Source organism: Pseudomonas sp. Cab53, from assembly GCF_018325965.1.
Taxonomy (GTDB): Bacteria; Pseudomonadota; Gammaproteobacteria; order Pseudomonadales; family Pseudomonadaceae; genus Aquipseudomonas; species Aquipseudomonas chlororaphis_E.
Window position 1 is genome coordinate 2,938,543 of sequence record NZ_AP021902.1, and the last position, 23,317, is coordinate 2,961,859.

Here is a 23,317-nt window from a genome sequence, read left to right on the forward strand (position 1 = left end):
AGGTCAGGCATCTGCAATCCAGCCGTGGGATATGCTCCAATGACGCCCCTCATTTGCTTATCGGAGTCTTATCATGGCCGACGCCACCGACCACGCCTTCTACGACCGCGCAGACGCCCATATTGAGCTGTCCAACGAACAGCTGAAAACCTATGGAAACCTCGGCGAGATCAGCGCGTCGATGCTGTTTGGCACATCACGTTTCAACGCCTGGGCCAGCGCGCAGAACTTCAAATCTGCTGCGGAAATGGCCGATGCGAGGGAGGCATTGCTGAAGTATTTCTGTGATCAGTACCGGATGATGCTTGAGGATAACCTGGATGATCACATCAATAATTTCGGTCAGTACGTGCTGGGCAAGTAGGGCGCCGAGATGGAAAGGGATAACCGCTGGCATCTTTCGGCTACGCTGGTCCGGTCACTCATTCGCGTAGTATCAGCTTAGGCGATGGTCTCTGGGCCGTGTGAGCGGTGACGCTGATCCTGACTCACTCGCGAGGAGTACAAGCTCGGGTTCCAGGGCTGACGGCTGCAGGTAGCGATGATGTTCATGACAAGTCCTCCACGTGTGGAAAGAAAAGGATGGCTAATCAGAGCGACGGTCGCTAACCGGCCAAAAGCGGACGTATGGATGCGCAGGGCGACAGAGCAAGTGTCGCCGACCTCAGACTTCAGCCCCTGGCGGATGGCCGAAATACGCCTTGTAGGCATGGTTGAAATTGGCAGGATTGGAGTAGCCCAGGCGGTGGGCAATCTGCGCCACGTGCCATTTGCGCTGGCGCAACAGAGTGCGCGCCAGTTCCAGGCGCTGTTGGCGCACGTAATCGAGCATCGACTGGCCGTACACCCGGCTAAAGGCACGTCTCAGGGTGGTTTCACCCACGCCCAGTTCCCGTGCCAGCGCCGGAGTGCCGGGTGGGTTCATCAGGTTGGCGTCGAGCTTGAAGCGTGCTTCGTGTGCCAGGTCCGAATGGCTGCGCGACGTGGCCACCTGCTCAGCTGGCTGTGGCGCCAGGTGCATCGCCAGCTCGACCAGCACGGCCAGGCTCAGGCTCTCCTGATTGAGCCGTTCCAAGGCGCCCTGGTAGGGTGAGTGATAAAGGCGCTCGAACAAACTCCCGATGGCGCGACAGCCGCGCAGTTCGGAAAAGTGCATGCCATCGTCGAGCAGCCTGGCCAGCGATTGCAGTGACGGGTCTTCTTCAGCCAATTCGCGTAGATAGTCGCCGCCGATGCGCAGCCCGGCCATGCGCGCACGGCTGCCGGCAGGCATCTGGTCCATGGCTTCCATACTTTCACTCAATCCCAGCACATGCGGCGCGCCGGGCGTGTATTCATTTAGCCGACCGTCAACCCGATGCTGCCATTGCCCACCCAGTACCTGCACGATGCACACGCTGTCGGGCAGCACCTTGTGAATGCGCAACGGTTCGGGGAATTGCAGATCGCAATCGAAATACTGCAGCTGCGACCGCAGCGTCTGCGCGCGGTAATGGCCGATCGCGCTGCCCATGACCTGCCGCGCGCTTTCATCGAATACACCGGCCTGGTTCAGGGCCTCTGGGTGATCGAAGCAGAAGTGCGTGTCCAGATAGGGGTTGCGGCGGTCCATTGGCAAAGTGTCCGTCAGGGCTGGTGGGCAGCGTTGCATGATATCGACATTGGGCAGCCCGATCATTTGTTGTGCGTCACGGCCTTATTGTTGTGCGCCACGGCCACGCCGCTTGGCAGGCGCCTGAGCGTTGATTTCAATGGTGGCCTTTGAACTGCCGAGGAAACCCTAAATGTTGATGTATCGCAAGTGGGCAGCGCTGCTGTGCCTGGCTCTGGCCGTGATCGCGGGTGGCGCCCAGGCTGAAAACCGCCCGGAAGTCGCAGAAAAAGTGCTGGCCTATGCCGGCGAAGGCGGCGTGAAAGTCTGGACTCTGCGCATCGGTGCGCGCAATGACAATCAGGCGCTGGTGCAGCTGGAGGGTGTCGACCACGACTGGAACATGAAGATCCAGAAGATGACCGTAGAAAAGACCAGTAAGGACACCCGCTATTCCACCACCGTGGACGGCCAGAAATTCGTGGTACTGGTGCTGCAACAAGGCTGGGGCGAGCTGTACCTGCCTGGCGAATCGCAGGCGCTGAATGTCGGCTATGACGAGTTCCTGTCCAGCCAAGGCAATGCACAGGCGTTTTTGACCGATTATTTGCAGGCCAATTGAGCCATGAGCCGGTTCGCGCGGTGGTCGTGGCCGCTGACGATATTGCTGCTGCCGGTGGTGCTCATGACCTGGGCCAGTGTGCAAAGCGGACGCGTCGATGACGTGCTGCGCGAAGCACAGAATATCGGCGGCTACTACGCCTGGCTCCGCGTGCGTCAGGTGTTGGCAGGGTTGGCCTACTGGCTGGCCCTCGCCGCGTTGGTGGCCGGGCCTGCGACGTGGCTCAAGCTGAGGCTGGATGCCTGGCGTGCGCTGAAGTCCAGGGATTTTCTCTACGACCGCCTGTTCCTCTGCTGGCGTGCCTTGGGGCATTGGCTGGCGGCTTACGCCGGGCTGTTGATGGGCGCGTTGGCCCTGAGTCTGTTGTATGAGCTGAGCTGGGGCTGGAGCCATTTGAAAGCCGGTGGCTGGCTCATACTGCTGGTGGCGGTGCCGCTGATAGCCGTGCTATGGGCGGGCTGCCTGTTGATCGGGCGTCTGCGCCAGCAATGGCACGCGCTGGATAGCCCATCCTCGGCGTTCCTGGGGCACCGGATGGGGCGTGACAAAGCCCCGGCCTTGTGGGCATGGATTGAGCAACTGGCCACAGTCACCGGTGCGCCGGTGCCCGACCATATAGTGGTGGGCATCGACCAATCGTTTTTCGTCACCAGCGTTGATGTGGCCCTGCAACCGGCCGGCGACTTGCTCCGCGGGCGCACCCTTTACCTGCCGCTGACCTACCTCTCGACCCTGAGCCAGGCCGAGGCCGCGTCGATCATCGGTCATGAGCTGGGCCATTTCTGTAGCCGTGACACCGAGCGGGGCAGCGAGATCGGTGCGCATTTCAGCCTGATGTGCCTGCACTTTGCGTTTATCCGTGCCGAGGATGCCGACCCGGCCTGGATCGAGCGCCCGGCGATCTGGATGACGCAACGTTTCCTGCATTACTTTCAACTGGCGGTGCATCACTGGGGCCGCGCTCAGGAATTGGCGGCGGATCGGGTGGGCGGCAACATCGGCGGTGAGCGCCTGTTCTGCCAGGCGCTGTTGCGGGTGATCGCGCTGGACGCTGAAATCAACACGCTGCTCGCCGAGCGCCACTCCAACCTGATCCAGGCCCTGGCCGACCACCTGCGACACACGCCACTGCGCCTGAACGACGCGGCGCTGAACCACACCATCGCGCACCCGTTCGATACACACCCGCCGACGGCACTCCGCCTCCAGCAACTGGGCGTAACCCTGGATGACGCGCTGCTGGCCGAGGCCACCCGCGTACCCACCGAACACGACCGACACTGGTTCAGCCAACTCACCCATACGGCGTCGTCGGCTGCCACGCAGCCCGTATCACCGCCGATACCCACTGTCCAAGGAGAATGATCCATGACCCAACCTTCGGATCCGCTGTCGGATCTCGCCAGCGCACTCAGCCAGGAATACGCCGACTCCCGCGACGCCCAGCGCGAGCGTGCGATCGCCGAACTCGAGCAGGTTATCCAGCGCGTACCCGAGCAGACCGAATTCACTAACTCGCGCCGCTACAAGGTGCGCAGCCCGCTGTTTTTGCTGGTTGCCCTAGGCTTGCTGGGGTACGCCCTGAATAGCGGGGCCACTAGCCTGGCCGTGTGTGCTGCGGTGATGGCGGTGGTGTTTGCATTGATCACCTGGCAGCACCGCAACGCCGGGCAACACGTGTTTATGCGCTTGACCCGCCGCCAGCTGTTTGCGGACACGCTGAGCGCACCGGTGGATCTGCTGGACATTGTCGACGTCTCCATCAATGACGAAGGCTGGCTGACGGAGCAGAAACTGATGTTGCGTGCCGATGCGCCCCTGCCTGTTCATCGCTCCGCGCGACAGATATTCGGCAACCAGGCCATGGCCCTCAAAAAGCCCCAGCCGCAGATTCGCATCCTGTCTGCCGGCCTGGTGCATGAAGGCATCACCCTGGATTGCGACCAGATTGCAGATATCCTCAACGCCTACTGCCAGGCTGCCCATGCACAGCAACAGCTTGATGCGCTGCGCCAAGAGGCTCAGCGCGATTCCTGAGTGGTTTTAGGGTAGGGCCGGTTTGTGGTGTTGAAATACGTCACTGAAGAGTGGGGGGCGCTCGAGATTTTGCCTGGGTGCTATTCGTGACCGATATGAATTGGTCGTTTTGGGCGGATAAATATTGGCAGAAATCGGCCAGAAGCGGGCAGTCCTCCCGATTAATAAATCCGTCCCCCTTTTGTCTTCTGATGTTCCAAGACGCGGAGATTGAGCAGCTCTCTCCAGGCAAGCGAGGAGCTTTGCTCCTGATCTTCTATCTGCTGGTAGACAAAGGACGCACCCCAATTATCCTCGACCAACCGGAAGAAAATCTCGACAACGAAACTGTGGTGAGCCTTTTGGTGCCGGTGCTCACGGAGGCCAAGAAGCGTCGGCAGATCATCATGGTCACCCATAACTCGAATCTTGCCGTGGTCTGTGATGGAGAGCAGATCATCTGGCCCCATTTCGACTGGGCGAATGGCCAGAAAATCTCATACACAGCAGGTGCCATTGAAAGCCCCGTCATCAACGGCCACGTGGTCAAGGTTCTGGAAGGGACGAAGCCTGCATTTGATAACCGTAGGTTCAAATACCACTAATGAACGCCTGACGGTCCATGCGCGATTGGGACTGATTGTCTCCACCGGCATAGGTATAGGTAGGTGAGTTAGCTGCGGTGGCGTCCCTTTCACGCCAGTAGATTGAGTCTTTCTGCATCCCTGGGAAGGCTTGAACATGCCCTGTTTACTGCGCGCCAACTGGAACTGGCCGCTTCTGGCCGAAAGCTGCCTGATCAGACGTTGACCAGATCCATGATGTGGGTGGCATGGATATCTTCTATTCGGATGAAGCCGCAGCGCAAGTAAAACGCGTCGCCTCCCGAGGTATCGGTGCAAAGACGCACCTGCTGAAAGTGAAGAGCTGCGTGCAACCAATACTTTTACCAGCGCCTGACCGACGTATTGATTCCTTGCCGCAGGTGACACGTACACTCGCCGTAGCCTTGCGATACCGGGCTTGATATAGGGATCAACTGATAGGCCTCCAATTCCCATCAGCTGCTGTTCCGAATACGCTGCCATGAGGCATTCACCGGGCGCATCGAAGCGATTCGTTCCAGATTGCCATTCCGAAATCAGGCGCGTCAGAAACCTGAAATCTTCTGCAACCGCCTCTTTCTCCAAGATAAGAACTTCTTCCGGTAGGTGCGTAATCTGTTGAATCTCGATCAGTTTCATTCATCGTCCCTGATTCGGGAGCGCAGAGTCGCAATGACGTGATCAATGGTTGGGCCTTCAATCATAGGTGGATCAGGACGCTCACAAAACTCTCGCCAAACATAGAACGTCAGTTCCGCGCCGTCGGTCTGGGGCGCGCTACTGTCGAGTGAGCCAAAACTTTGCAGCACTCTGTACCTGTCATCGCTCCAGAATAATGCCTCGACCCAGTGGTAAATCGGGATGAAATGGAAGTGGATGGAGTGGCCCGCGTCATGACCGAAACGGCCGATGTATAGCCGTTTTGGTTGCAGGTGCGCTTCGATGGATGCCTGGATTCTCGCCTGCAACTCCCCCAACTCCGCCAGTGCTTCGGTCGGTAGCGCCGCCAGTGAGTTCGTCATTTCTTTCGCGCTGAGTATCAGGTAGCCAGGCAGCGAACTGTCGATGCGGTGGTTAATAACCCAATAGGGGGATTCATGAATGATAAAGCGAGGCGATATGTCCATATTTTGGTCTTAAGTAAAGTCCGGTGGAGGGTAGCACTTCAGGCCAAATGGAATGTTGGCTATTGGCCGATAGCCGCCATTGCCAAAGGCCGCTTCTGGCCAAAAAACGGACGATTTCAGACGCCTGCTTTCGACTCGTAGCTGCGGTCAGCACCTCACACCGTAGCCGTTGCATAACTAAAGGTGGGTGCTGATGGCCGGCTGTGAGGGAAGTGCTAGCTCAAGTAGTCAACAGTGGCGTGCCCAATGAGCCCGATCTCTGTCGTATCGGCAACCACCAGGTCGGCATTGGTGATCAAGTGCGTGTAATCGAATCCGGCTAGCGTGACCTGAAAGGCGTGCCCATCGGCACCTGGCTCGCTACTACGCAGGTAAGTGCGTTCGTTGATTTCATCGTAGGTCATGCGCAAGGTGCCGTTACGGCCGTCGCCCAAACCGGTTACGCCGAGCGCGGAGACGTCGAGCTTGTCTTCGCCCCAGATGAAGTCAGTGATCAGGTCGCTGCTGCCTGCATAGCTGTCGCCGCTGCTGGTGAACACGAAACGGTCGTTGCCTGTGCCGCCGGTGAGCTTGTCCGCGCCCAACCCACCGGTCAGCACGTCGTTGCCAGCGTTACCCTCAAGGGTGTCGTTTCCGGCACCGGCGGCCAGAGTATCGTCGCCCCAGTAGCCATACAGGGTATTGGCCTTATCGTCGCCGGCCAGATTCACCGGTGTGATCGGCTGCGGGGTGGTCACAGTTGTCGCATTACTGGGCGGGGCGAACAGCACGCTGCTGGCATTAAGTTCACTGACGTGGTTCCCACTGAGCAGGATTTCGAAGCGGTTACCGTTGGCATCGGCCTCCAGTGATTTAAGCGCGGTGGTGTCGCCCGCCAGGTTGAGGACCACCTTCAGCGTGCCGTTGTAGCCGTTACCCAACCCGGTGAAGGCCAGCGCGGACACGTCGATCATGTCATGGTCGTTGCCATTGAAATCGGTGATCAGGTCGCGGCGGCTGTAGTTGCCACTGGCATCGTTGCGGTAGCTGTCGCTGAGCTGGTTATACACAAAGGTATCGGCACCCGCGCCGCCGCTCAGTGTGTCGCCGCCGGCGCCTCCAAATAGCCGGTCATTGCCTGCACCCGCTTCGATAGTGTCGCGGCCAGCGCCGGCCTTGATGGATTCGCCAGCGTCGGTTCCCACCAGCAGGTCGTCGTGCGAGGTACCGTTGATCAGCGGTTGCAAGTTGGCATCGGTAATCAGGCCGCTGTTGGACAGGAACTGCACGGCAAAATGCCGGCCATTATGGTCTTGCTCGTAGTTTTCCAAAATGTAGATGCCGCGCAGGGGCTCGCTACGTATGTGCAGGGTATCGCCGTAGCCATTGCCCAGATGGCTAAAGCCCAGAGCTGACAGGTCGAGGACATCGTGGGCGGGATCAAAATAGCTGATGGCATCGGTGAACTCGCTTCCGGCCTTGATATAGCTGTCGCCGAGGCGGTCGAAGCGAAATACATCGCTGCCGGCGCCACCGTACAAGGTGTCGAATCCGGCACCGGGGACCATCACGTCATTGCCACCCCCGCTGACTATCTGGTCGTTGCCGGCCCCGCCCATCAGCAGCTCGTTGGCCAGCCCACCGCGCAGGTAATCACTGCCAGGGGTACCCTGCACGATGAGTTCGATCGGGTTCTTGCTGACCCGGCTACTGGCGCTCGTGACCTGCAAATCGTCAGGCACGGAGTGCTTGGTGAGATCGCTGATGTTGAAAGCTTGGGTCATGCGTGCTCCTTACCTGCGGTTGGTCCACTGCTTGTGGTTTAACGCCAATAACGCTGTTTCGTTGATAGCAGTGGGCCGCGTTTGATGAACGGTTATAAGCGCCGTCCCGGGGGAGTCGCTCGCTGAGTGGTCAGATTTGCGCCTGGCCGCCGTCGACAAACAGTTCGATACCGTTGACGAAGCTGGCGTCATCCGAGGCCAGGAACAACGCTGCGCTGGCGATTTCTTCGGCTTCGCCGACACGTCCCATTGGGATCAGCGATGCCAAGTAGTCGAGTAAGCCTTGTTGCTGAGCGGCATCGGGGCCGGCCAATTCAACCAGGCCAGGCGTGCGCGTGGCGCCGGGGCTGATCGTGTTGATGCGTACCTGGCGGTCTTTCAAATCCAGAATCCAGTTGCGTGCAAATGCGCGCACGGCGGCCTTGGACGCGGCGTACACACTAAAGGCGGCGGTGCCCGAGCTGCCTGCCGTGGAGCCGGTGAGAATCACCGAGGCTTTGGGGGCCAGCAGCGGCAGCGCCTTTTGCACCGTGAACAGCACGCCTTTTACGTTGCGATTGAAGGTGTCGTCGTACTGCTGTTCCGTGATCTCGCCCAGTGGCAGCATGGACCCGCCGCCGGCATTGGCGAACAGCACATCAATACGGCCGTGGGCCGCGCCAATCTGGCGGTACAACGCGTCCAACTGGTCGAGGTTGGAGGAATCCACCTGCACGCCGGTGGCGTTGCCGACAGCGGCGACGGCAGCGTCCAGTTCGGCTTGGCGACGGCCCGTGATATAGACGTGGGCGCCTTCTTGAGCGAAGCGTTTTGCAGTGGCCAAGCCGATGCCGGTAGTGCCGCCGGTCACCAATGCAATTTTGCCTTCGAGTTTGTTCGTCATGGTGTTTCTCCCGTATTTCGATTGAGTGACTTGTGGTGTGGGAGAAGCTTATCGACGAGGTAAGAGTTTCAAAATAGAATTGTCTGAAACCTATCGTTGCAGAAATGAAATGAGCAAGCTTCCAGATTTCGAAGGGTTGGCGATGTTTGCCAAGGTGGCCGAAGAGGGCTCGTTCGCCGGCGCGGCGCGTGTCATGAGCGTGTCGGTGCCTACGGTATCGCGTGCGGTCGCGCGGCTGGAGGAGCGCCTGGGTGGACGCTTGTTCAACCGCACCTCGCGGCAACTGGCCCTCACTGAATTCGGCGCAAGCATGGCAGTCAGGGCAGGGGAGATCTATCGGCAGGCTGAAGCGGTGGAAAGCGAGGCTCAGGCGTTATCGATCCAGCCCCGCGGCCAGGTGCGCCTGGCCATCCCCATGTCGTTTGGACTGCGTTGGGTGGCACCGCTGATGCCGCAATTGATCCGGCTGTATCCTGAGCTTTCGATTGACCTGCACCTTTCAGACGCCTCGGTAGACCTGATCGCCGAGGGCTTCGATGCGGCACTGCGCATTGCCGTACTGCCGGACTCATCGCTGGTTGCGCGGCATCTGTGCGCGGTCACCCAATACCTGGTTGCCTCACCGGCGTATCTAGCTGCCCACGGCCACCCCAGCCATCCCCGCGAACTGGCGACCCGTACATGCCTGAGCTATGCCTATCGAGCTCGCAGCCAAGTGTGGCGGTTCACCCACAAAGACGGCACCGAAGAAGACGTGGTGCCCAGCGGCCCGTTAAGAGTGACCAACTCGGATGCGTTATTGCCAGTGTTGCTTGAGGGACAGGCCATTGCCGAACTGCCTGAATTCATAGCCAGCGAATACCTGGCCGATGGGCGCTTGGTCGTGGTGCTGCCGGAATGGAGCATGACACGTGGCGGCTTGTATTTCGTCACCCCCTCGGCGCGCACCCGGCCGGTAAAAATCAAGGCGCTGTCGGACTTTTTTGCCGAGCGTTTAAGTGAGCCTGTGTGGCGGTGGGTGTAGTGATTGATGATCCACGGCATGTCTTTGTCGTGAGCAACTGTGCGCCGCTCATGACTTCCGAGAAGAGCGGATAGTTTTTTCGTCTGAATAAAATAAATGCAAATGAAGATATTACCTGTTGTTCTGCTTGGCTTTTTATCTGCTTTTCAGCCGTCGTTATCCTATGCGGATAATGCCAATGGAAAGAATCTCTATACACAGCGATGCGCCGTGTGCCATGGCGCCGACGTCAAAGGAACAGGGCCGTTGGCGAAAAAGAGCAATCCGCCGACGCCTGACCTGACCACGTCCGCCTTCAAGAAGCGACTCAATGATTATCCCGGCGTGATTGTTTCATCGGTCATTCTTCGCCCGAGTGGAAGCCTGATTCCAAAAACCTTGCGAGAAAACAACGTGAAGATTGCTCCGCACGCCTGGAGCATCAACGATCTGCGTGACTTGAATCAGTACATGAGTGAACTCATTACCCGGAAAAGATGAGCAGAGCGGACAAAGGTTGCAACCGTAGGAGCAGGCCCGGCCGGTCGCGTAACGCCGGCAGGTGACAAACCGATATAAACGCACGCACACACGACGTTTAACATAATATACATTATGCGTAACAAGATATTACACCTACCACGCCACACCCCACAGAAATTCAACCAGCTGCGACCATAAAACCCTCCACCTCCAGACCGCCTCTATACAAAACAACCCCTGTCAAAGCAGATTCTGTTCAATCCACCGCACCACATTGGTCGTCTCGATTTTCCGCTCGCCGTTGTATGTCCGCGCTTTATCCCACGCAACGCCTCTGCCTTGAGCGAACACCGCACGGTACTTGCGCAGTTGATCGTCAGGTTCGGCACGCAGGTCTGCCTCCAACGCAGGCACTGTCCATTCGACACGTTCAAGTGTTCTGCCCAGCAACCGCTCCACAGTGTCGGCCAATTGCCCATACGTGAGCGTGTCACCTGCGATATAGACCACCTGGTTACGCAAGGTTGAATCGAACAGGATCGTCGCTGTCAGCCGGCCGATATCGTGCGCGGTGGTTACCGTCACGGCTGTGTCCCAACTGCCCAATGCACGTACGGTGTTGTTGTCCAGATCGACCACGCCAAAGCCCGGCTCGAACAGAAAACTGGTGAACATGCCAGTCGAGATGATCAGCCATTGCACCCGGGATTGAGCGCGGAGCAAATCGCGTACGTCCAGTTGTTCGTCGAACAGATCCTGCGGGCTGCCTCGGCCGATCGCATCGTAGTCGACGCCGAATTGCCATGGCACGTAACGCTTGATATCGGACTGTAAAGCGGCACGGGTGAGTTTTCGTTGCGTGCCGGGGCCGGCGACAAAACCCAGGCAACTGACCAGCGTATCGAAGGCATTGAAGCTCGCCGCGAGGTGCTCTTCGCTGTCATTGACGGCATCCCCCGCCAATACCTCGACACCCAGGCTTTCCAGCTCGCGCAGAGCCTGGTGTCTCTCGCTGGATATCGCCTCTGGTGCGACCGGACGCAGCATCACCGCCACCTCCGCCGCTGGATTGAGCACCAGTGCGCGAACCACCGCCAGGCCCAACTCGCCAGCGCCTAAGACGAGAATCTTCTGGTTTTTTGCAGGATTGTGCGGTTGCATCTGTAGCTCCCAAATGTTGGTCGGCAATGAATGTCTGCATCCTGCCAGCCCTGGTTAACGCGCTGAAGAAGGCACACCCGTGATACCGCACGACGAAATGAGTGAAGATGAAGTCATCCGCCAGTCCCAGGCCGTGTGCGACGCCCTCGGTGCCGAAGACGGTGAACTCAAGCGCGAGGTGCTGACCCACGCGGGCAATCGCTGGTCGTTGGGTATCGTTCATGTTTTGGGCGTGGCAGGCACGCTGCGTCACGCCGAAATTGGTCGACGCCTGCCGGGTGTCACCCAGCGGATGCTGACCCGTAGCTTGCGACAACTGCAGCGTGACGGTCTGATTGCTCGCTTCGACCACGGCGAAACGCCGCCCCGGGTCGATTACGAGCTGACCCCGCTGGGGCGCAGTTTTCTGGTCCGAATGGTGCCGTTGTGGACTTGGCTGTTGGAAAACGCGGAGTGTTTTCGCCGTGCACGGATGAACTTTGATGCCGAGGACCGACCAGGTGTGCCCCAGGCCCGGTCTGAAACAGGCGCTATCACAGCCGCCGACAGGCCTGACTGATGTGCCTGCAATTCGCGTATTGACATATCGAAAAATCTCGATATCCTGGGCGCATGGAACTACTCGACATATTCAAAGCCCTCTCGAACCCTACTCGCCTGCAAATCCTGAAAGGCTTGAAGGACCCCGTAAAGAACTTCCCTCCACAGGATGAAGGTGACGTTCACACGGTGGGTGTCTGTGTCAGCAGTATCCAGGAAGGCATCGGCCTGTCTCAGTCCACGGTGTCTGGTTATCTAGCAACGCTGCAACGGGTGGGTCTGGTCGAGGTCAGGCGTATCGGTCAGTGGACCTATTACAAGCGCAACGAAGCCACTATCAGCGCCCTCTCCGAGCTGATTGGGAAAGAGTTGTAGGTTTTTTTTATCATAGGATATCGAAATATCTCGATATCTAATTTTATCGATTAGAGGATTTTGCAATGAAAGCGATGATGCTCACCTCATTTGGCGGCCCGGAATCGTTCGAACTTCGCGAGTTGCCCAAGCCAGTGCCGGGGCCCGGACACGTCCTGGTCCGGGTGCATGCGACCTCCATCAATCCGTTGGATTACCAGGTCCGGCGCGGCGACTACCCCGACCTGGTGGCGCTGCCGACCATCACCGGCCACGACATCTCTGGCGTCGTTGAAAGCGTCGGGCCTGGCGTCACGTCTTTCGTGCCGGGGGATGAAGTCTGGTACACCCCGCAGATATTCGACGGTCCCGGCAGCTATGCCGAGTACCACGTCGCCGCCGAAAGCATCATCGGCAAGAAGCCAGCTGCGTTGAACCACCTTGAGGCGGCGAGCCTGAGCCTGGTTGGCGGGACGGCGTGGGAGGCCCTGGTCGTCCGCGCAGGCCTGAGAGTGGGTGAAAGCATCCTCATCCATGGCGGTGCGGGAGGCGTTGGCCATGTAGCGATCCAGTTGGCAAAGGCCATCGGCGCGAGGGTGTTCACCACCGTGCGCGAAGCTAACGCCGAGTTCGCCCGTGCCATGGGAGCCGATGTGGTCATCGACTACGAAAAAGAGGATTACGTCGAGGTCATCAACCGCGAAACGACCGGCCAAGGCGTCGATGTGGTGTTTGACACCATCGGCGGCAACACGCTGTCGCGCAGCCCCGACGTGTTGGCTCAACTGGGCCGCGTGGTCTCGATCGTAGACATTGCCCAGCCACAGAACCTCATCCAGGCCTGGGGCAAGAACGCCAGCTACCACTTCGTTTTCACCCGACAAAACCGTGGCAAGCTCGATGAGTTGAGTGCCTTGATCAACCGCGGTCAGCTACGGCCACACGTGGGAGCGGTTTATTCACTTGAAGACATCCCCCTTGCTCATGCCCGGCTGGAAAGCCCGAACAACGGCCTCCAAGGGAAAATTGCGATTGCCGTCGAGCCATCGCTGATCGCCTGAATGGCTGTCACTAACCGTTCAAATCACAATGGATGAACATCATGATCTATGAGATCGCCCTGCTCCCCGTACACCAGGACCGCATCGAAACCTTCAGGCGCGCCTTTGCCGATGTCACGCCTTTACTGTCTCGTGCAAAAGGCTACGGCGGCCACCTGCTCGCGCAAGGTATCGAGAACCCCGGCCAATTCAACCTCATCGTGCGTTGGGCTTCACTTGAGGATCACACGCCGGGGTTCGAAGCGAGTGAAGACCATCGGCTATTCATGAGGGGGCTGGAGCCGTATTTTTCTGAAGAGCCCACCGTCTACCACATCGAGGGCGCCGCGTTTACGGCCGTAGAACAGGAGGATTTTTTCTTCAACGCTGACGCACACTGATCGATGATGGCTTTGGAAACAGGCGATTGCGCGACGGTTCAAGCCTTGGATCTCGCGCAAAAGCCCTTACAATCACCCTCCCCTCATTCGGACCCTCTTCATGCAGCGTCTTTTGCCCCTGGTTCTACTGCTCCTGACCGGCCAGGCCCTGGCGTACCCAGCCCTCCCGGACACCGAGCTCTACACCCAGAAGACCCACGATTGCCAGGATGTCGACCTCGCCACCTGGCAACACCCTGCCCGCGCCGTTTTGGAGAAAAGCGGCATCAAGCTGGAGCGGGTACAGCTGTGCAACGGCGGGCGTTATCCGATCTTTATCGGTGAGGTCCCCTACGATCCACAGGGTCAGACCAAGGACTTCTTCCTGCCTTTGTATGAGGATCTGCGAAAGGCCAACGGCAAATGGCCCTACGTGTTGGTCGCCAGCAATTATGGCGAGATGGTGTATGTCAGCTATCCCAGAAGCGATTCGATTTCCCTGGGCTATGAGAATTTCGAGGTGCCGTAAATATGGCCGCCTCAATAGAAACGGCAACGAGCGACCCCCGTTGGGTCAGTTGGAAGCGCCCCCGGCAAAATGGGGAGATGTGCCGAAATGCTCGATTAGAAGCTCGGTGAGGACGCGGATTTTTCGCGCCGGATGCGCACCTGGTGGACGCACCAGATACGCTCCGGCTGGAGGCGGAGGATAAGCTGTCATGATTGGCACCAACGCCTCGGACATGATGTTTTCATGGGTGAGACAATCCGGCAGGTAAGCTACACCGAGCCCTGCTACTGCGGCGGCGACGAGCGCAACGCCGTTGTCGGCTTTGAATTGCCCTTGGGGGCGAACCGAAACGACCCTGTCGCCATCCACAAATTGCCAGGCCTCCGTGCTCTGCATCAATGCTTGATGCGAGGCCAGGTCCTCCGGCCGTTGTGGCGACCCATGTTCCTTGATGTAGGACGGGCTTGCGACCAGTTTCACGCCGATCGGGCCGATACGCCTGCCAATGAGGTTGGAGTCAGGCAGGTAGCCAACCCGGATGCCACAGTCGTACCCCTCGGCAATGAGATCGACAAAGCGATCGCTGTAGCAGGTTTGAATCTGCAACTGTGGATGGCGGCGGGCCATTTGCGCAATGACAGGGGCGAAATGGGTCGGGCCGAAAGACAGTGGTGCGGCCACTCGCAGGCGACCACGCAAGGGGCCAGCAGGCAGAATGGCCTCTCTGGCCATTTCCATTTCGGCACATACCTTGGCCGCGTGGTCGCGGAACGTAGCTCCGGCCTCTGTCAATGCTGCGCCGCGGGTGGTGCGTGTAAGCAACTGCACCCCAAGCTCCGTTTCCAGGCGTATCAGCCTGCGACTAATGATTGATTTTGATACCCCCAGCCTCAATGCAGCAGGCGAAACGCCTCCGGCATCAGCAACCTGGACAAACGTCTCGAGCGCTTCGATATCCAACTTGGCGTTCCCCTTTGTGCGACACAGTTAACCGAACGATGCCACTACCTAAGGGGGTTAGGGAACAACAGAATGCTGATCACAGGCAGCGACGCCACGGATGTATTGCCGGTTGACGGCTCATGCTCCATTCGCCACAGCCAGTTCGCGATCGTTGCCTGATGCGTGCGATATCCAGCCCAAGCGAGCGCTTGGACCACCGTCATAATGAGGACCTGCCATGACGAGCGAAACGATCCGTAACCCCCACACCGACGCACTCCTGACGCCTGAGAACTCGGCGTTTATCCTTATCGACTACCAGCCGATTCAAGTGTCTTCGATCCGTTCCATGCCTCGCGACGAACTGGTGTTCAACATAACCAGCGTGGCCAAGGCGGCCGTTAACTTCAACCTCCCTATCATCCACTCCACGGTCAATGTCGGCACCGGTCGCAACCAGCCGCCTATTGAGCAGTTGCAAGACGTGCTCGGTCACTTGCCGACCTACGACCGCACCTCGATCAACAGCTGGGAAGACACCGAATTCAAGCAAGCGGTGAAAGCCTGTGGGCGTCGCAAATTGATCATGACTGCACTGTGGACTGAAGCCTGCCTGACCTTTCCGGTTCTCGACGCGATCCAGGAAGGTTTTGAGGTTTATGTCCCGATTGATGCGGTTGGGGGAACTTCCACTTCCGCGCATGAAGCCGCATTGCGTCGAATGGAACAGGCGGGCGCAAAAATGATCAGCCGCGTGCAGATGTACTGCGAACTGCAGCGCGACTGGGCGCGGGAGGCGACCGTTGCGGGCTTCATGGGCGTCTTTGATAACTTCGACGGCTTCAACGCAGAAAAAGGAACCGTCTAGACCGTGGCAGCCCCCGGCCTGCTGATGAATGAAGGTGGCACTCGGTGAGCGCGTCACCTTCATTCCCTGGCGTTGCCTCGTCGTGCGGTACACATCAACCAGGCCGCTAGCCTTGCGCAAACCATTCCCCTCTCAATTGCCCAGCGCCTCCCCCGTAAGAAGCGCGTAAAAATGTCGTCTTAGCCCATGCGCCTCATCGCGTTCGCAACAACACCGCGGCACGTACACGTTGGCGGCCAAAGGCACTCATGCGCTGGAACTCGGTGTGGCTCACCGGCATGTGCTGGCAGTCCAGGCTGCCGCGTTGGCGGCTGTGGTCGACATCAGGGTCGTGCAGATAGACGAAGTCATCGTCGCAGCCGGTGATCACGATCCAGTGAGGAGCCTTCAGGCGTGTGAAGCGATAGCTACTGATGAGCACCAACGGCTTGTAGCCCGCCAGCAAGGCTGCACGCACGTCCAGGCTGGCCGCGGTGATTTGCTCCACGCCCGTGTCGGCCAATGCTTCGGCGAAGCCCTCTTCTACCAACTGCATCACAGCTTTCTTTTCTGCACTGCGCACGCCGTCCAGAAACAGCGAGCCTGACTGGCTCAGGACCAAGCGAACGGCAAAGCCACGTCGCCAAGCCGCGAGCGCCAAGCCTTGAGGGCTGCAGCCACCGTGGCCGGCGGTCATGAAGATGGTGGTTGCTTCGCGCCAGAGTTGAATCTCTTCTTTGCGCTCAAGTGCACGTTGGTTGTCCAATGCCGCCATGGCCATCAACAGGCAGGCGGCGCCGCAGGTGAACTCTGTGGTTTGCGGGTAATACGGGACCCGTCGTGCGGGCGGTGGCGCGTCGCGCAGGATGCGCTTTTCATAGCGCAGTGCCTGGGCGTGATCCTCGTAGTAGTCCTCGACCAGCGCGAAGCGCCGGTAACCGTTGGCCTCATACAAGCGGATGGCGGCCGGATTATCAGGGCGTACTTCCAGGCGCAGCCAGGCGCAATTGCGCGCCAGTGCGCCGGCCTGGGCCTGCTCCAGCAATTGTTGCCCCAGCCCATGGCCCCGCCATGCAGGGCTGACCGCGATGGAGTAAAGACGCCCGAGCGATGTGCCGCGATGAAATAACAGCAGCGCATAACCGGCCAACTGCCCTCCCTGCTCGGCCAGGATCAGGCTGGCGTTGGCCCGATTGATCATCCAATGAAAATTGCGCGGGCTCAGGCGATCGAGCGCGAAGCACTGCTGCTCCAGAGCGGCCAGCGCATCGATATCGGGCATCGATGCAAAGCGAAAATCAAAAGGCATGGCAACACCGTAATGTTTGAGTAACGAACCGGGACAGGGCGAAAAACCCGTGATTTATTGAAGCGGCGTATTCTTCAACAGGGATCAATTACTCATGTCAGCGGTGCAAGCCAACAGGGCCGAAGTATTGGCCAAATCCGAACGTTGCACAATCACCCTCGACGATCAACCTCCCGGCAAGCAGCGTGGCGGCAGCCGACTGCTGATCGTGGTCGAGCGCAAGGAAGACTGGGCCAGCTACCTGCCCAGCGAGAGCCTGATGCTGGCCCAGGACTACCTGGAGCGCACCGATGAGGTCGCTGGCCGCACCCAGGTGATCAATCTGTGTCGCAGCTATAAATACCTGGGCCAAGGTTATTACTGCTCGCTGCTGGCCGAGGCCCGCGGGCACAAGGTCATACCGTCGGTACGCACGATCAGCGAGCTGTCGCGCAAGGCACTTTACGGCGTTGGGCTGGACGACCTGGAGCGCCCCCTTGAACGGGCCTTGGCTAACCATCCGTACGGCAGCACCGAAGCCTTCACGCTGAATCTTTACTTCGGCAAAACGCCCATCGAGCCCTTGCAAACCCTGGGACGGCAGCTTTTCGAGGCCTTCCCCTGCCCTGTTCTTCTGGTCGAGTTTCGCCGGGCCGAGACTTGGCAGATCGCCGGGATAAGGGCTGGCGCGCTGCATAAACTGCGTGACGAGCAGCAACATGTGTTCGCCGACGCCCTGGATGCATTCAATCGCCGCACCTGGCGTCAGCCAGATTCCAAGCGCGTGGCACGCTTTGACCTGGCTATCCTCCACGATCCCGCTGAAACGCTGCCGCCCTCCAATGCCGAAGCATTGAGTCGTTTCGTCGAAAACGGTAAAGCGCTGGGGATCGATGTGGAACTCATCGAAAAGAAGGACTATGCCCGCCTCGCTGAATTCGACGCGTTGTTCATCCGAGAGACTACTCGCGTGGATGACCATACGTACCGTTTCGCCAAAAAAGCAGAAGGCGAAGGCCTCGTGGTCATTGATGATCCTTCGTCCATCTTGCGCTGCACCAACAAGGTCTACCTGGCCGACCTGCTCAAGCGCCGCAAGCTGGGCATGCCGGCCACGGAAATCCTCTACAAGGATCGCCCTCAAGAGCTCGATCAGGTTGGGCTGCGGCTGGGTTTTCCGCTGGTTCTAAAAATTCCTGACGGCTGCTTTTCACGGGGCGTGATCAAGGTCGCCGATGCCAAGGCCCTAACCGCTGCGGCCCAGGAGCTGTTCGAACATTCCGTCCTGCTGCTCGCTCAGGAGTACTGCTACACCGAGTACGACTGGCGTATCGGCGTACTTAACGGTGAGGCGTTGTACGCCTGCCAATACTTCATGTCCAAAGGGCACTGGCAAATCTACAACCACAAGGCCGACGCCGGCGAAATCAACGGCAAGTGCCGCGCGGTGCCTGTACAGCAAGTGCCCGAAGCCGTGGTGAAGCTTGCGGTGGACACCGCCCGACTGATCGGCAACGGGCTCTACGGTGTCGACCTCAAGCAGGTCGGCGAGCGGGTGATGGTCATTGAAGTCAATGATAACCCCAACCTGGATGCCGGCACCGAGGACGCGGTGCTGGGCGATGAGTTGTACCGGCGGGTGCTGCTGGCTTTCGTCCAGCGCCTTGAGCTCAAGTATCGCGGCCAGGCGAACTGAACGATGATCGAAGGCTACCGCATCGAACAAGGCACCTTGTGCCAGGCCTCTGTCGATCGTGGGACGGTGTGGCTCAGCATCGCCCCGGACGACGGTGAACGCGCGTTCCTCCAGCAACGCCTGGGCATCAGTGCCCAGACGCTGGAATCGTCGCTCGACCCCGACGAAGTGGCGCGTATCGAAATCAAGCCCGACCACCTGTTTCTCATCTGGAAGCGCCCTGAAAGCTTCGATGGTCGGGTGTTCAACGTGTCGTCGTTCGGCGTGGTGCTCAGCGAGCAGCGGCTGGCGGTGATCTGCGCCAGCAACTCGCTGCTCAGTGGCCTCGACCAGGTCACTGAAATGAGCAGCCCGCTGGACGTACTCATGGCCTTGCTGGCCGAAAGCGTGCACCACTACCTCGGCCATTTGCGTGTGGTCAAGCAGGTCGCCCGGGAGCTGCAGCAACGGTTCACACGGCCCCTGGACAACGAGCATCTGATGCAGATGTACAGCCTGAGCGAGAGTCTGGTCTATTACGTCAACGCCATCCACAGCAACGGCGCCGTGCTCGGCCTGCTACGCAGCCATGGCCAGAAGCATGGCTTTGGCCCCGACCAGTTGGGGTCGCTGAATGACCTGATCATCGAGAACGAGCAAAGTTACCAGCAGGCCAGAATCCACGCCCAGGTGTTCGCCAACCTGATTGAAGCGCGCGGTAACCTGGCCAACAACGGCATGAACCTCGCCTTGCGCAACCTGACCTTGATCAATGTGGTGTTTCTGCCGCTGAATCTGATCGCCAGCGTTGGAGGCATGTCCGAGTTCAGCATGATGACCGCCGGCACGCCCTGGTGGCTGTCCTTCCCCGCGTTGCTGGTGGGAATGGCCGTGCTCGGTATCGGCATGGCGATAGCGCTGCGGCGCATGGCCTGAATCTGGCGAGCACAGAGGGGTAGGACGGATGCACTGCGATAGCAGAGATGATACGCAAAGCCTCATTTACCCTATGATTGGCTCAGTCCAACCTCTACTAAGGTGCGTCTCGTTTGGCAACCCAACCTCTAACCGCCCGTGAGGCTTACCAAGTGTTGCGCGACATCGCTTTGGGCGTTCGCATCCTGCGCCGCTTGGATGAACAATCCTGGATGGACATTCACAGCGGTCCAATGACCGTTGAAGCAGATGGATGGGTCATCAGGTTCTACAACGATTGCGGGGCGCTTGACTATTGCGACAGCTGTTACAGCCCGGACGGTCGGGCGTACGTCTTCGACGCTCACCAGCAATTCGGCACCGACCCCGTAGAACTCTTGAGCACCTGGGAGTACGCCCAACTACAGAAACTTTTGACTGCCGCCTGAACAATAATCGTTGGTTCCCCCTCCTCCCCTGCCCCTCCCCTTTGAACAGCTATCCAGCACACGTTCTCCCCAGCAAAAACCGACTCAGCACGTTCCGGGTGATCATGACGGTATAGACATCACCCAGCACTAGCCCCTGCACCCATTCGCACGTCGCGGCGGTGAAAACTTCACCTTTGCCTTTTTGAAAATACACCACCATGCCAGTCCCGCGGCTATGCTCGCCGACGCTAGCATCGCTGAGGTCGGGCGCCAGCAACGCAGCACGAAACCGAGCGTCGCCATCCCCCAGCATGAACGAATACGCATCCTGGGGCCGGCCCTGCTCGGCGACGCTGGCCCAGCCCATGGCGAGGATCTGCAACCCTGGCGGAGCACCGTCGGTGCCAAGGGGTTCCGGCAGGCCTTTGACGAAGGTGTACTCAAGCCCGTCCACTTCGTAGCCAAAGAGGTTGGCCTCATCACCGAACATATCCGCGTAACCCAGCCCCGTGCCGGCGAACGCCCAGTGCTGTGGCCTGAATACTGTGAAACCGCGCGGGCTGCGCCGGGCCATGCCGCCAAATGCGCCGTATATCCCTCGCAACGCGTTCACGCCGAACGTCTTGGCACCGGGACGACCCACCCGCGGATCTTCCCAGGCACCGGTTAGCCTGCCGGGATCGATGGCCGCCAAAGGGTCGAGTTCGGCGGCGTCATACTTATAGGCCACTTGACGCAGCCCTCCGTTCTCCAGGCGAATCTGCCACATGAAATTGCCTGCAAAGCGGGCCACGTTGCCGCCACCCTCGACAAAGGCGTCGACGTGGTCGCGCATCTCTTGCGTCCAATATTCGTCGTGTCCCACGAAGACAGCGCAACCGTAGCCTTCCAGCGCGTGCGGGTCGTGATGCAAGTCATCCTGGGTCAGGATGTCCACCGTATAGCCCTGTTGCTCGGCCCACACTATGAAAAGCCGCTCGTAAGAGGCCCAGCCCGCCAACGCGTAATACTTGCTGAAGCCATTCAAAGCGGCCCACTCGATGAACTCATAACGCGCAGGGCCTGGCTTGCAGGGTCGCGAGGCGTTGATCGAGCGTGGCGAGTCCTCTGGCAGCCAGACCTGCCCACGTGCCCAGGGTCGTTGTGCCGACAACAGCGGTGAGCGCCCGCGCGGTGTGTCGGGGTGGATACCGAAGTAATGGTTGGCGCCTCCCCAGTCGTTGTAGGCGGCCCAAGTAGAGGTCGCCGCCACCAGCACCAGCGCGTCAGCGCGTTTGTGCGCCGCCTTGACGATGAACAAGTGATGCCCAAGCACGTGACCGGCGCCATCGTGCACCTCCACCACGTAGCCACCGGGCTCGGCGTCCGCTGGGATTGCCCAGTGCGCAAACACCGGCCATTGACACCCCTGCTCGTAGACACGTTCGGGCAGCGGATGGAAACCGGCAGCGAGAGCGCTGGTGTTGTGCACGGTGTGGGCAAGCGGCCCGTCCCGATAGATCCTCAGCGCTACTTGAGGGCTGTTTGAAGACAAGTGCAGATGCACCGTTTCACCCGGGCTGTAGGAGCGTCGGTCGGAGTAGCACCAGGCAGCCAGCGGTCCCGCCTCGGCAGGGACTTCGACCCAGATCTCCCTGGCGCCCTGGCGTGGGCCGGAAGTCTGGAGGGGGGTTACGCCGGCGCCGGGCCGTTCGCCGCGGGCGGCCGTGTGCTTCGATTCGGGTGGATTCATGGGGTTATCGCCTGTATTCAATGGTCTTTGCGGATCGACACGCCTGGCATTCATGGCTGGGACGCGACCGACCTTCCCGTGCTCGTGGTCATCCGGGCACCCGGCGCCTGGATATCGGCGAGATCGATACCCACCGTTTCCTCGATGAAGTAACCGGCCACCACCGTGAGCAGGCCCAGCCCCATCACGTAACCGATGTACAGGTAGCCAAGGTCGGCGCCGTTGAGATAGCTGTGCAGATAAGGGGCAGTGCCGCCAAAAACGGCCACCGAGACGGACGAGACGAAGCCGACACCCTGGGCACGCGCCTGGGTCGGCACCTGCTCCGACAAAACCGCCGGAAAGATCGCCGCAATCAGGGCCCAGGCGCTCAGCCCCAGCAGTTGGGCCAGGAACAGCGTATAGGGCTCGGTGGTGACCATGATCGACAGCGGGTAGGTCAGCAGCATCACGCAAATGCCCCAGGCAATGACCATGGGTTTGCGCCCTACCCGGTCAGACAATCTTCCGCATACCGGCAACCAGCACACGCAAATGATCTGCGCGAGCAGGCTCGCTACGTATGCGCCCGTCGCATCCATGCCTCGGGCAATGGCCGACGCGGCACCGAAGGTGACCCAGGCGTAATAGGTGACATTTGCGGCCGCCGCGAGCATCACGATGTTACGAGCAATGCGTAGCACCTCGCCCCTGGACAGCGTTCGCGACGCATGAGTCTGCCCTTGCTGTTGCTCGAACACATGGGATTCCTGCGCACTGCGGCGCAGGAACAATGCGTAGATGCCGAGCACCCCACCGATGGCGAATCCGATGCGCCAGCCATAGTCATTCATGGCTTCGGGCCCCAGCAGCCAGGTCAGTGCCGCCGCCACTGCGGTTGCTGCCATGACCCCCAACGTCACCCCGACATACACCGAACTGGACCATAATCCGCGGTGCTGGCTGGGCGCGATCTCGGCGACGTACGTATACGACACACCCGTTTCGCCGCCATGGGCGAGGCCTTGCATCAACCGAAAAAACAGCAAGCCTGCGGAGGCGTACAAGCCGACGTTTGAGTAAGCCGGGATGATCGCGATACCCAGGCTGCTGACCGCCAGGAGCAACATCGTGATCACCATGATGGTCCGGCGTCCGAGGCGGTCGCTCAGACGACCGAACAGCAGTCCGCCGATGGGCCGGGCGACGAAGCCGACCGCAAACACGGCAAGGGTCGCGAGCATCGCCGAGCGCGGATCCGTCTGGTCGAACAGATTGCGCGACAGGTAGACCGAGAACGTCGCGTACAACGTCCAGTCGAACCACTCGAGTGCATTGCCTATACCGGCCGCGCGCAACGAAGCGAGGCGTCCTTGATGGGACGTCGAATTATTCATGTCACTTCTCCAGATCATGGGTTCAGCAAGGG

Annotated in this window: 25 protein-coding genes and 1 pseudogene; 16 read left to right on the forward strand and 10 right to left on the reverse strand. The window is 59.5% G+C overall.

Features of this window, described 5'->3' with window-relative positions; genetic code table 11:
• Nucleotides 1-73: 73 nt before the first annotated feature.
• Nucleotides 74-364: a DUF3144 domain-containing protein gene (locus tag KI241_RS12785; RefSeq protein WP_047739296.1), complete on the forward strand. Its 291-nt coding sequence runs from the start codon at nucleotides 74-76 to the stop codon at nucleotides 362-364.
• Nucleotides 365-664: 300 nt separating this feature from the next.
• On the opposite strand, the gene KI241_RS12790 is transcribed toward KI241_RS12785, so the two are convergent.
• A complete protein-coding gene (locus tag KI241_RS12790) occupies nucleotides 665-1,612 on the reverse strand; it encodes an AraC family transcriptional regulator (protein WP_053144727.1) in 948 nt (315 codons plus the stop codon).
• A gap of 172 nt (nucleotides 1,613-1,784) precedes the next feature.
• Here KI241_RS12790 and KI241_RS12795 point away from each other — a divergent pair, with 172 nt between their 5' ends.
• From KI241_RS12795 to KI241_RS12810, 4 genes are all read left to right on the forward strand, one after another.
• Nucleotides 1,785-2,213 carry a hypothetical protein gene (locus tag KI241_RS12795; protein ID WP_053144490.1) on the forward strand — a complete coding sequence of 143 codons (429 nt, stop codon included), beginning with the start codon at nucleotides 1,785-1,787 and terminating at the stop codon, nucleotides 2,211-2,213.
• A 3-nt stretch (nucleotides 2,214-2,216) separates the two neighbouring features.
• Nucleotides 2,217-3,578: a M48 family metallopeptidase gene (locus KI241_RS12800; RefSeq protein ID WP_053144491.1), complete on the forward strand. Its 1,362-nt coding sequence runs from the start codon at nucleotides 2,217-2,219 to the stop codon at nucleotides 3,576-3,578.
• Between the two features lie 3 nt (nucleotides 3,579-3,581).
• Nucleotides 3,582-4,250 (forward strand): hypothetical protein, encoded by a 669-nt coding sequence (locus KI241_RS12805; protein WP_047739295.1) that lies wholly within the window; start codon nucleotides 3,582-3,584, stop codon nucleotides 4,248-4,250.
• Between the two features lie 86 nt (nucleotides 4,251-4,336).
• Nucleotides 4,337-4,834: an ATP-binding protein gene (locus KI241_RS12810; RefSeq protein ID WP_212803790.1), complete on the forward strand. Its 498-nt coding sequence runs from the start codon at nucleotides 4,337-4,339 to the stop codon at nucleotides 4,832-4,834.
• A 194-nt stretch (nucleotides 4,835-5,028) separates the two neighbouring features.
• Here KI241_RS12810 and KI241_RS12815 read toward each other — a convergent pair.
• From KI241_RS12815 to KI241_RS12830, 4 genes and pseudogenes are all read right to left on the reverse strand, one after another.
• Nucleotides 5,029-5,473, reverse strand: a pseudogene (locus tag KI241_RS12815) (GNAT family N-acetyltransferase).
• Nucleotides 5,470-5,961: a hydrolase gene (locus KI241_RS12820; protein ID WP_042728554.1), complete on the reverse strand. Its 492-nt coding sequence runs from the start codon at nucleotides 5,959-5,961 to the stop codon at nucleotides 5,470-5,472. Before KI241_RS12820 ends, KI241_RS12815 begins: the two are co-directional and overlap by 4 nt.
• Nucleotides 5,962-6,176: 215 nt before the next feature.
• On the reverse strand, nucleotides 6,177-7,724 hold the full coding sequence (locus KI241_RS28000) for a M10 family metallopeptidase C-terminal domain-containing protein (RefSeq protein WP_212803791.1): 1,548 nt from the start codon (nucleotides 7,722-7,724) through the stop codon (nucleotides 6,177-6,179).
• A 130-nt stretch (nucleotides 7,725-7,854) separates the two neighbouring features.
• Nucleotides 7,855-8,607 carry an SDR family oxidoreductase gene (locus KI241_RS12830; RefSeq protein WP_212803792.1) on the reverse strand — a complete coding sequence of 251 codons (753 nt, stop codon included), beginning with the start codon at nucleotides 8,605-8,607 and terminating at the stop codon, nucleotides 7,855-7,857.
• Between the two features lie 109 nt (nucleotides 8,608-8,716).
• On the opposite strand from KI241_RS12830, the gene KI241_RS12835 reads away from it, so the two are divergent.
• Together KI241_RS12835 and KI241_RS12840 are read left to right on the forward strand one after the other, a co-directional pair.
• Nucleotides 8,717-9,631, forward strand: a complete 915-nt coding sequence (locus KI241_RS12835) for a LysR family transcriptional regulator (protein WP_212803793.1) — start codon at nucleotides 8,717-8,719, stop codon at nucleotides 9,629-9,631.
• A gap of 102 nt (nucleotides 9,632-9,733) precedes the next feature.
• Complete coding sequence (locus KI241_RS12840) at nucleotides 9,734-10,111, forward strand: c-type cytochrome (RefSeq protein ID WP_080922022.1); 378 nt, start codon at nucleotides 9,734-9,736, stop codon at nucleotides 10,109-10,111.
• A gap of 222 nt (nucleotides 10,112-10,333) precedes the next feature.
• On the opposite strand, the gene KI241_RS12845 is transcribed toward KI241_RS12840, so the two are convergent.
• Nucleotides 10,334-11,254, reverse strand: a complete 921-nt coding sequence (locus KI241_RS12845) for an aromatic alcohol reductase (RefSeq protein ID WP_212803794.1) — start codon at nucleotides 11,252-11,254, stop codon at nucleotides 10,334-10,336.
• A 97-nt stretch (nucleotides 11,255-11,351) separates the two neighbouring features.
• Here KI241_RS12845 and KI241_RS12850 point away from each other — a divergent pair, with 97 nt between their 5' ends.
• From KI241_RS12850 to KI241_RS12870, 5 genes are all read left to right on the forward strand, one after another.
• On the forward strand, nucleotides 11,352-11,813 hold the full coding sequence (locus KI241_RS12850) for a helix-turn-helix domain-containing protein (RefSeq protein ID WP_212803795.1): 462 nt from the start codon (nucleotides 11,352-11,354) through the stop codon (nucleotides 11,811-11,813).
• A gap of 53 nt (nucleotides 11,814-11,866) precedes the next feature.
• Entirely contained in the window at nucleotides 11,867-12,169 is a 303-nt protein-coding gene (locus KI241_RS12855) for a metalloregulator ArsR/SmtB family transcription factor (protein WP_042728573.1), read from the forward strand.
• Between the two features lie 65 nt (nucleotides 12,170-12,234).
• Nucleotides 12,235-13,209 (forward strand): zinc-dependent alcohol dehydrogenase family protein, encoded by a 975-nt coding sequence (locus KI241_RS12860; RefSeq protein ID WP_047738528.1) that lies wholly within the window; start codon nucleotides 12,235-12,237, stop codon nucleotides 13,207-13,209.
• Between the two features lie 41 nt (nucleotides 13,210-13,250).
• Nucleotides 13,251-13,589 carry an antibiotic biosynthesis monooxygenase gene (locus KI241_RS12865; protein WP_212803796.1) on the forward strand — a complete coding sequence of 113 codons (339 nt, stop codon included), beginning with the start codon at nucleotides 13,251-13,253 and terminating at the stop codon, nucleotides 13,587-13,589.
• A 100-nt stretch (nucleotides 13,590-13,689) separates the two neighbouring features.
• On the forward strand, nucleotides 13,690-14,097 hold the full coding sequence (locus tag KI241_RS12870) for a hypothetical protein (protein WP_212803797.1): 408 nt from the start codon (nucleotides 13,690-13,692) through the stop codon (nucleotides 14,095-14,097).
• 45 nt (nucleotides 14,098-14,142) lie between these two features.
• Here KI241_RS12870 and KI241_RS12875 read toward each other — a convergent pair whose 3' ends face one another.
• Complete coding sequence (locus tag KI241_RS12875; RefSeq protein WP_123579022.1) at nucleotides 14,143-15,039, reverse strand: LysR family transcriptional regulator; 897 nt, start codon at nucleotides 15,037-15,039, stop codon at nucleotides 14,143-14,145.
• Nucleotides 15,040-15,259: 220 nt separating this feature from the next.
• Between KI241_RS12875 and KI241_RS12880 the strand changes: the two genes are divergently transcribed.
• A complete protein-coding gene (locus KI241_RS12880; RefSeq protein WP_212803798.1) occupies nucleotides 15,260-15,889 on the forward strand; it encodes a hydrolase in 630 nt (209 codons plus the stop codon).
• Between the two features lie 193 nt (nucleotides 15,890-16,082).
• Here the strand turns inward: KI241_RS12880 and KI241_RS12885 are convergent, their stop codons facing one another.
• The gene (locus KI241_RS12885) at nucleotides 16,083-17,177 is read right to left on the reverse strand and encodes a GNAT family N-acetyltransferase/peptidase C39 family protein (RefSeq protein ID WP_212803799.1); all 1,095 of its coding nucleotides are present in this window, start codon (nucleotides 17,175-17,177) and stop codon (nucleotides 16,083-16,085) included.
• Between the two features lie 94 nt (nucleotides 17,178-17,271).
• Here KI241_RS12885 and KI241_RS12890 point away from each other — a divergent pair, with 94 nt between their 5' ends.
• The 3 genes from KI241_RS12890 to KI241_RS12900 all read left to right on the forward strand — a co-directional run bounded on the left by KI241_RS12890 (nucleotide 17,272) and on the right by KI241_RS12900 (nucleotide 20,195).
• Nucleotides 17,272-18,852, forward strand: coding sequence for a RimK family protein (locus KI241_RS12890; protein ID WP_042729672.1), 1,581 nt, complete (start codon nucleotides 17,272-17,274; stop codon nucleotides 18,850-18,852).
• Between the two features lie 3 nt (nucleotides 18,853-18,855).
• Nucleotides 18,856-19,767 carry a magnesium transporter CorA family protein gene (locus KI241_RS12895; RefSeq protein WP_212803800.1) on the forward strand — a complete coding sequence of 304 codons (912 nt, stop codon included), beginning with the start codon at nucleotides 18,856-18,858 and terminating at the stop codon, nucleotides 19,765-19,767.
• Nucleotides 19,768-19,880: 113 nt separating this feature from the next.
• Nucleotides 19,881-20,195: a hypothetical protein gene (locus KI241_RS12900; RefSeq protein WP_042729674.1), complete on the forward strand. Its 315-nt coding sequence runs from the start codon at nucleotides 19,881-19,883 to the stop codon at nucleotides 20,193-20,195.
• 49 nt (nucleotides 20,196-20,244) lie between these two features.
• Here KI241_RS12900 and KI241_RS12905 read toward each other — a convergent pair whose 3' ends face one another.
• Both KI241_RS12905 and KI241_RS12910 read right to left on the reverse strand, forming a co-directional pair.
• On the reverse strand, nucleotides 20,245-21,909 hold the full coding sequence (locus tag KI241_RS12905) for a N,N-dimethylformamidase beta subunit family domain-containing protein (protein WP_212803801.1): 1,665 nt from the start codon (nucleotides 21,907-21,909) through the stop codon (nucleotides 20,245-20,247).
• 50 nt (nucleotides 21,910-21,959) lie between these two features.
• Nucleotides 21,960-23,285, reverse strand: coding sequence for an MFS transporter (locus KI241_RS12910; protein WP_042729676.1), 1,326 nt, complete (start codon nucleotides 23,283-23,285; stop codon nucleotides 21,960-21,962).
• Nucleotides 23,286-23,317 lie beyond the last annotated feature (32 nt).

Bases quoted from the DNA above. Each gene is read 5' to 3' on its own strand.
- KI241_RS12785 (WP_047739296.1), top strand. From the start codon at position 74: ATGGCCGACGCCACCGACCACGCCTTCTACGACCGCGCAGACGCCCAT.
- KI241_RS12790 (WP_053144727.1), bottom strand. From the start codon at position 1,612: ATGGACCGCCGCAACCCCTATCTGGACACGCACTTCTGCTTCGATCAC.
- KI241_RS12795 (WP_053144490.1), top strand. From the start codon at position 1,785: ATGTTGATGTATCGCAAGTGGGCAGCGCTGCTGTGCCTGGCTCTGGCC.
- KI241_RS12800 (WP_053144491.1), top strand. From the start codon at position 2,217: ATGAGCCGGTTCGCGCGGTGGTCGTGGCCGCTGACGATATTGCTGCTG.
- KI241_RS12805 (WP_047739295.1), top strand. From the start codon at position 3,582: ATGACCCAACCTTCGGATCCGCTGTCGGATCTCGCCAGCGCACTCAGC.
- KI241_RS12820 (WP_042728554.1), bottom strand. From the start codon at position 5,961: ATGGACATATCGCCTCGCTTTATCATTCATGAATCCCCCTATTGGGTT.
- KI241_RS28000 (WP_212803791.1), bottom strand. From the start codon at position 7,724: ATGACCCAAGCTTTCAACATCAGCGATCTCACCAAGCACTCCGTGCCT.
- KI241_RS12830 (WP_212803792.1), bottom strand. From the start codon at position 8,607: ATGACGAACAAACTCGAAGGCAAAATTGCATTGGTGACCGGCGGCACT.
- KI241_RS12835 (WP_212803793.1), top strand. From the start codon at position 8,717: ATGAGCAAGCTTCCAGATTTCGAAGGGTTGGCGATGTTTGCCAAGGTG.
- KI241_RS12840 (WP_080922022.1), top strand. From the start codon at position 9,734: ATGAAGATATTACCTGTTGTTCTGCTTGGCTTTTTATCTGCTTTTCAG.
- KI241_RS12845 (WP_212803794.1), bottom strand. From the start codon at position 11,254: ATGCAACCGCACAATCCTGCAAAAAACCAGAAGATTCTCGTCTTAGGC.
- KI241_RS12850 (WP_212803795.1), top strand. From the start codon at position 11,352: ATGAGTGAAGATGAAGTCATCCGCCAGTCCCAGGCCGTGTGCGACGCC.
- KI241_RS12855 (WP_042728573.1), top strand. From the start codon at position 11,867: ATGGAACTACTCGACATATTCAAAGCCCTCTCGAACCCTACTCGCCTG.
- KI241_RS12860 (WP_047738528.1), top strand. From the start codon at position 12,235: ATGAAAGCGATGATGCTCACCTCATTTGGCGGCCCGGAATCGTTCGAA.
- KI241_RS12865 (WP_212803796.1), top strand. From the start codon at position 13,251: ATGATCTATGAGATCGCCCTGCTCCCCGTACACCAGGACCGCATCGAA.
- KI241_RS12870 (WP_212803797.1), top strand. From the start codon at position 13,690: ATGCAGCGTCTTTTGCCCCTGGTTCTACTGCTCCTGACCGGCCAGGCC.
- KI241_RS12880 (WP_212803798.1), top strand. From the start codon at position 15,260: ATGACGAGCGAAACGATCCGTAACCCCCACACCGACGCACTCCTGACG.
- KI241_RS12885 (WP_212803799.1), bottom strand. From the start codon at position 17,177: ATGCCTTTTGATTTTCGCTTTGCATCGATGCCCGATATCGATGCGCTG.
- KI241_RS12890 (WP_042729672.1), top strand. From the start codon at position 17,272: ATGTCAGCGGTGCAAGCCAACAGGGCCGAAGTATTGGCCAAATCCGAA.
- KI241_RS12895 (WP_212803800.1), top strand. From the start codon at position 18,856: ATGATCGAAGGCTACCGCATCGAACAAGGCACCTTGTGCCAGGCCTCT.
- KI241_RS12905 (WP_212803801.1), bottom strand. From the start codon at position 21,909: ATGAATCCACCCGAATCGAAGCACACGGCCGCCCGCGGCGAACGGCCC.
- KI241_RS12910 (WP_042729676.1), bottom strand. From the start codon at position 23,285: ATGAATAATTCGACGTCCCATCAAGGACGCCTCGCTTCGTTGCGCGCG.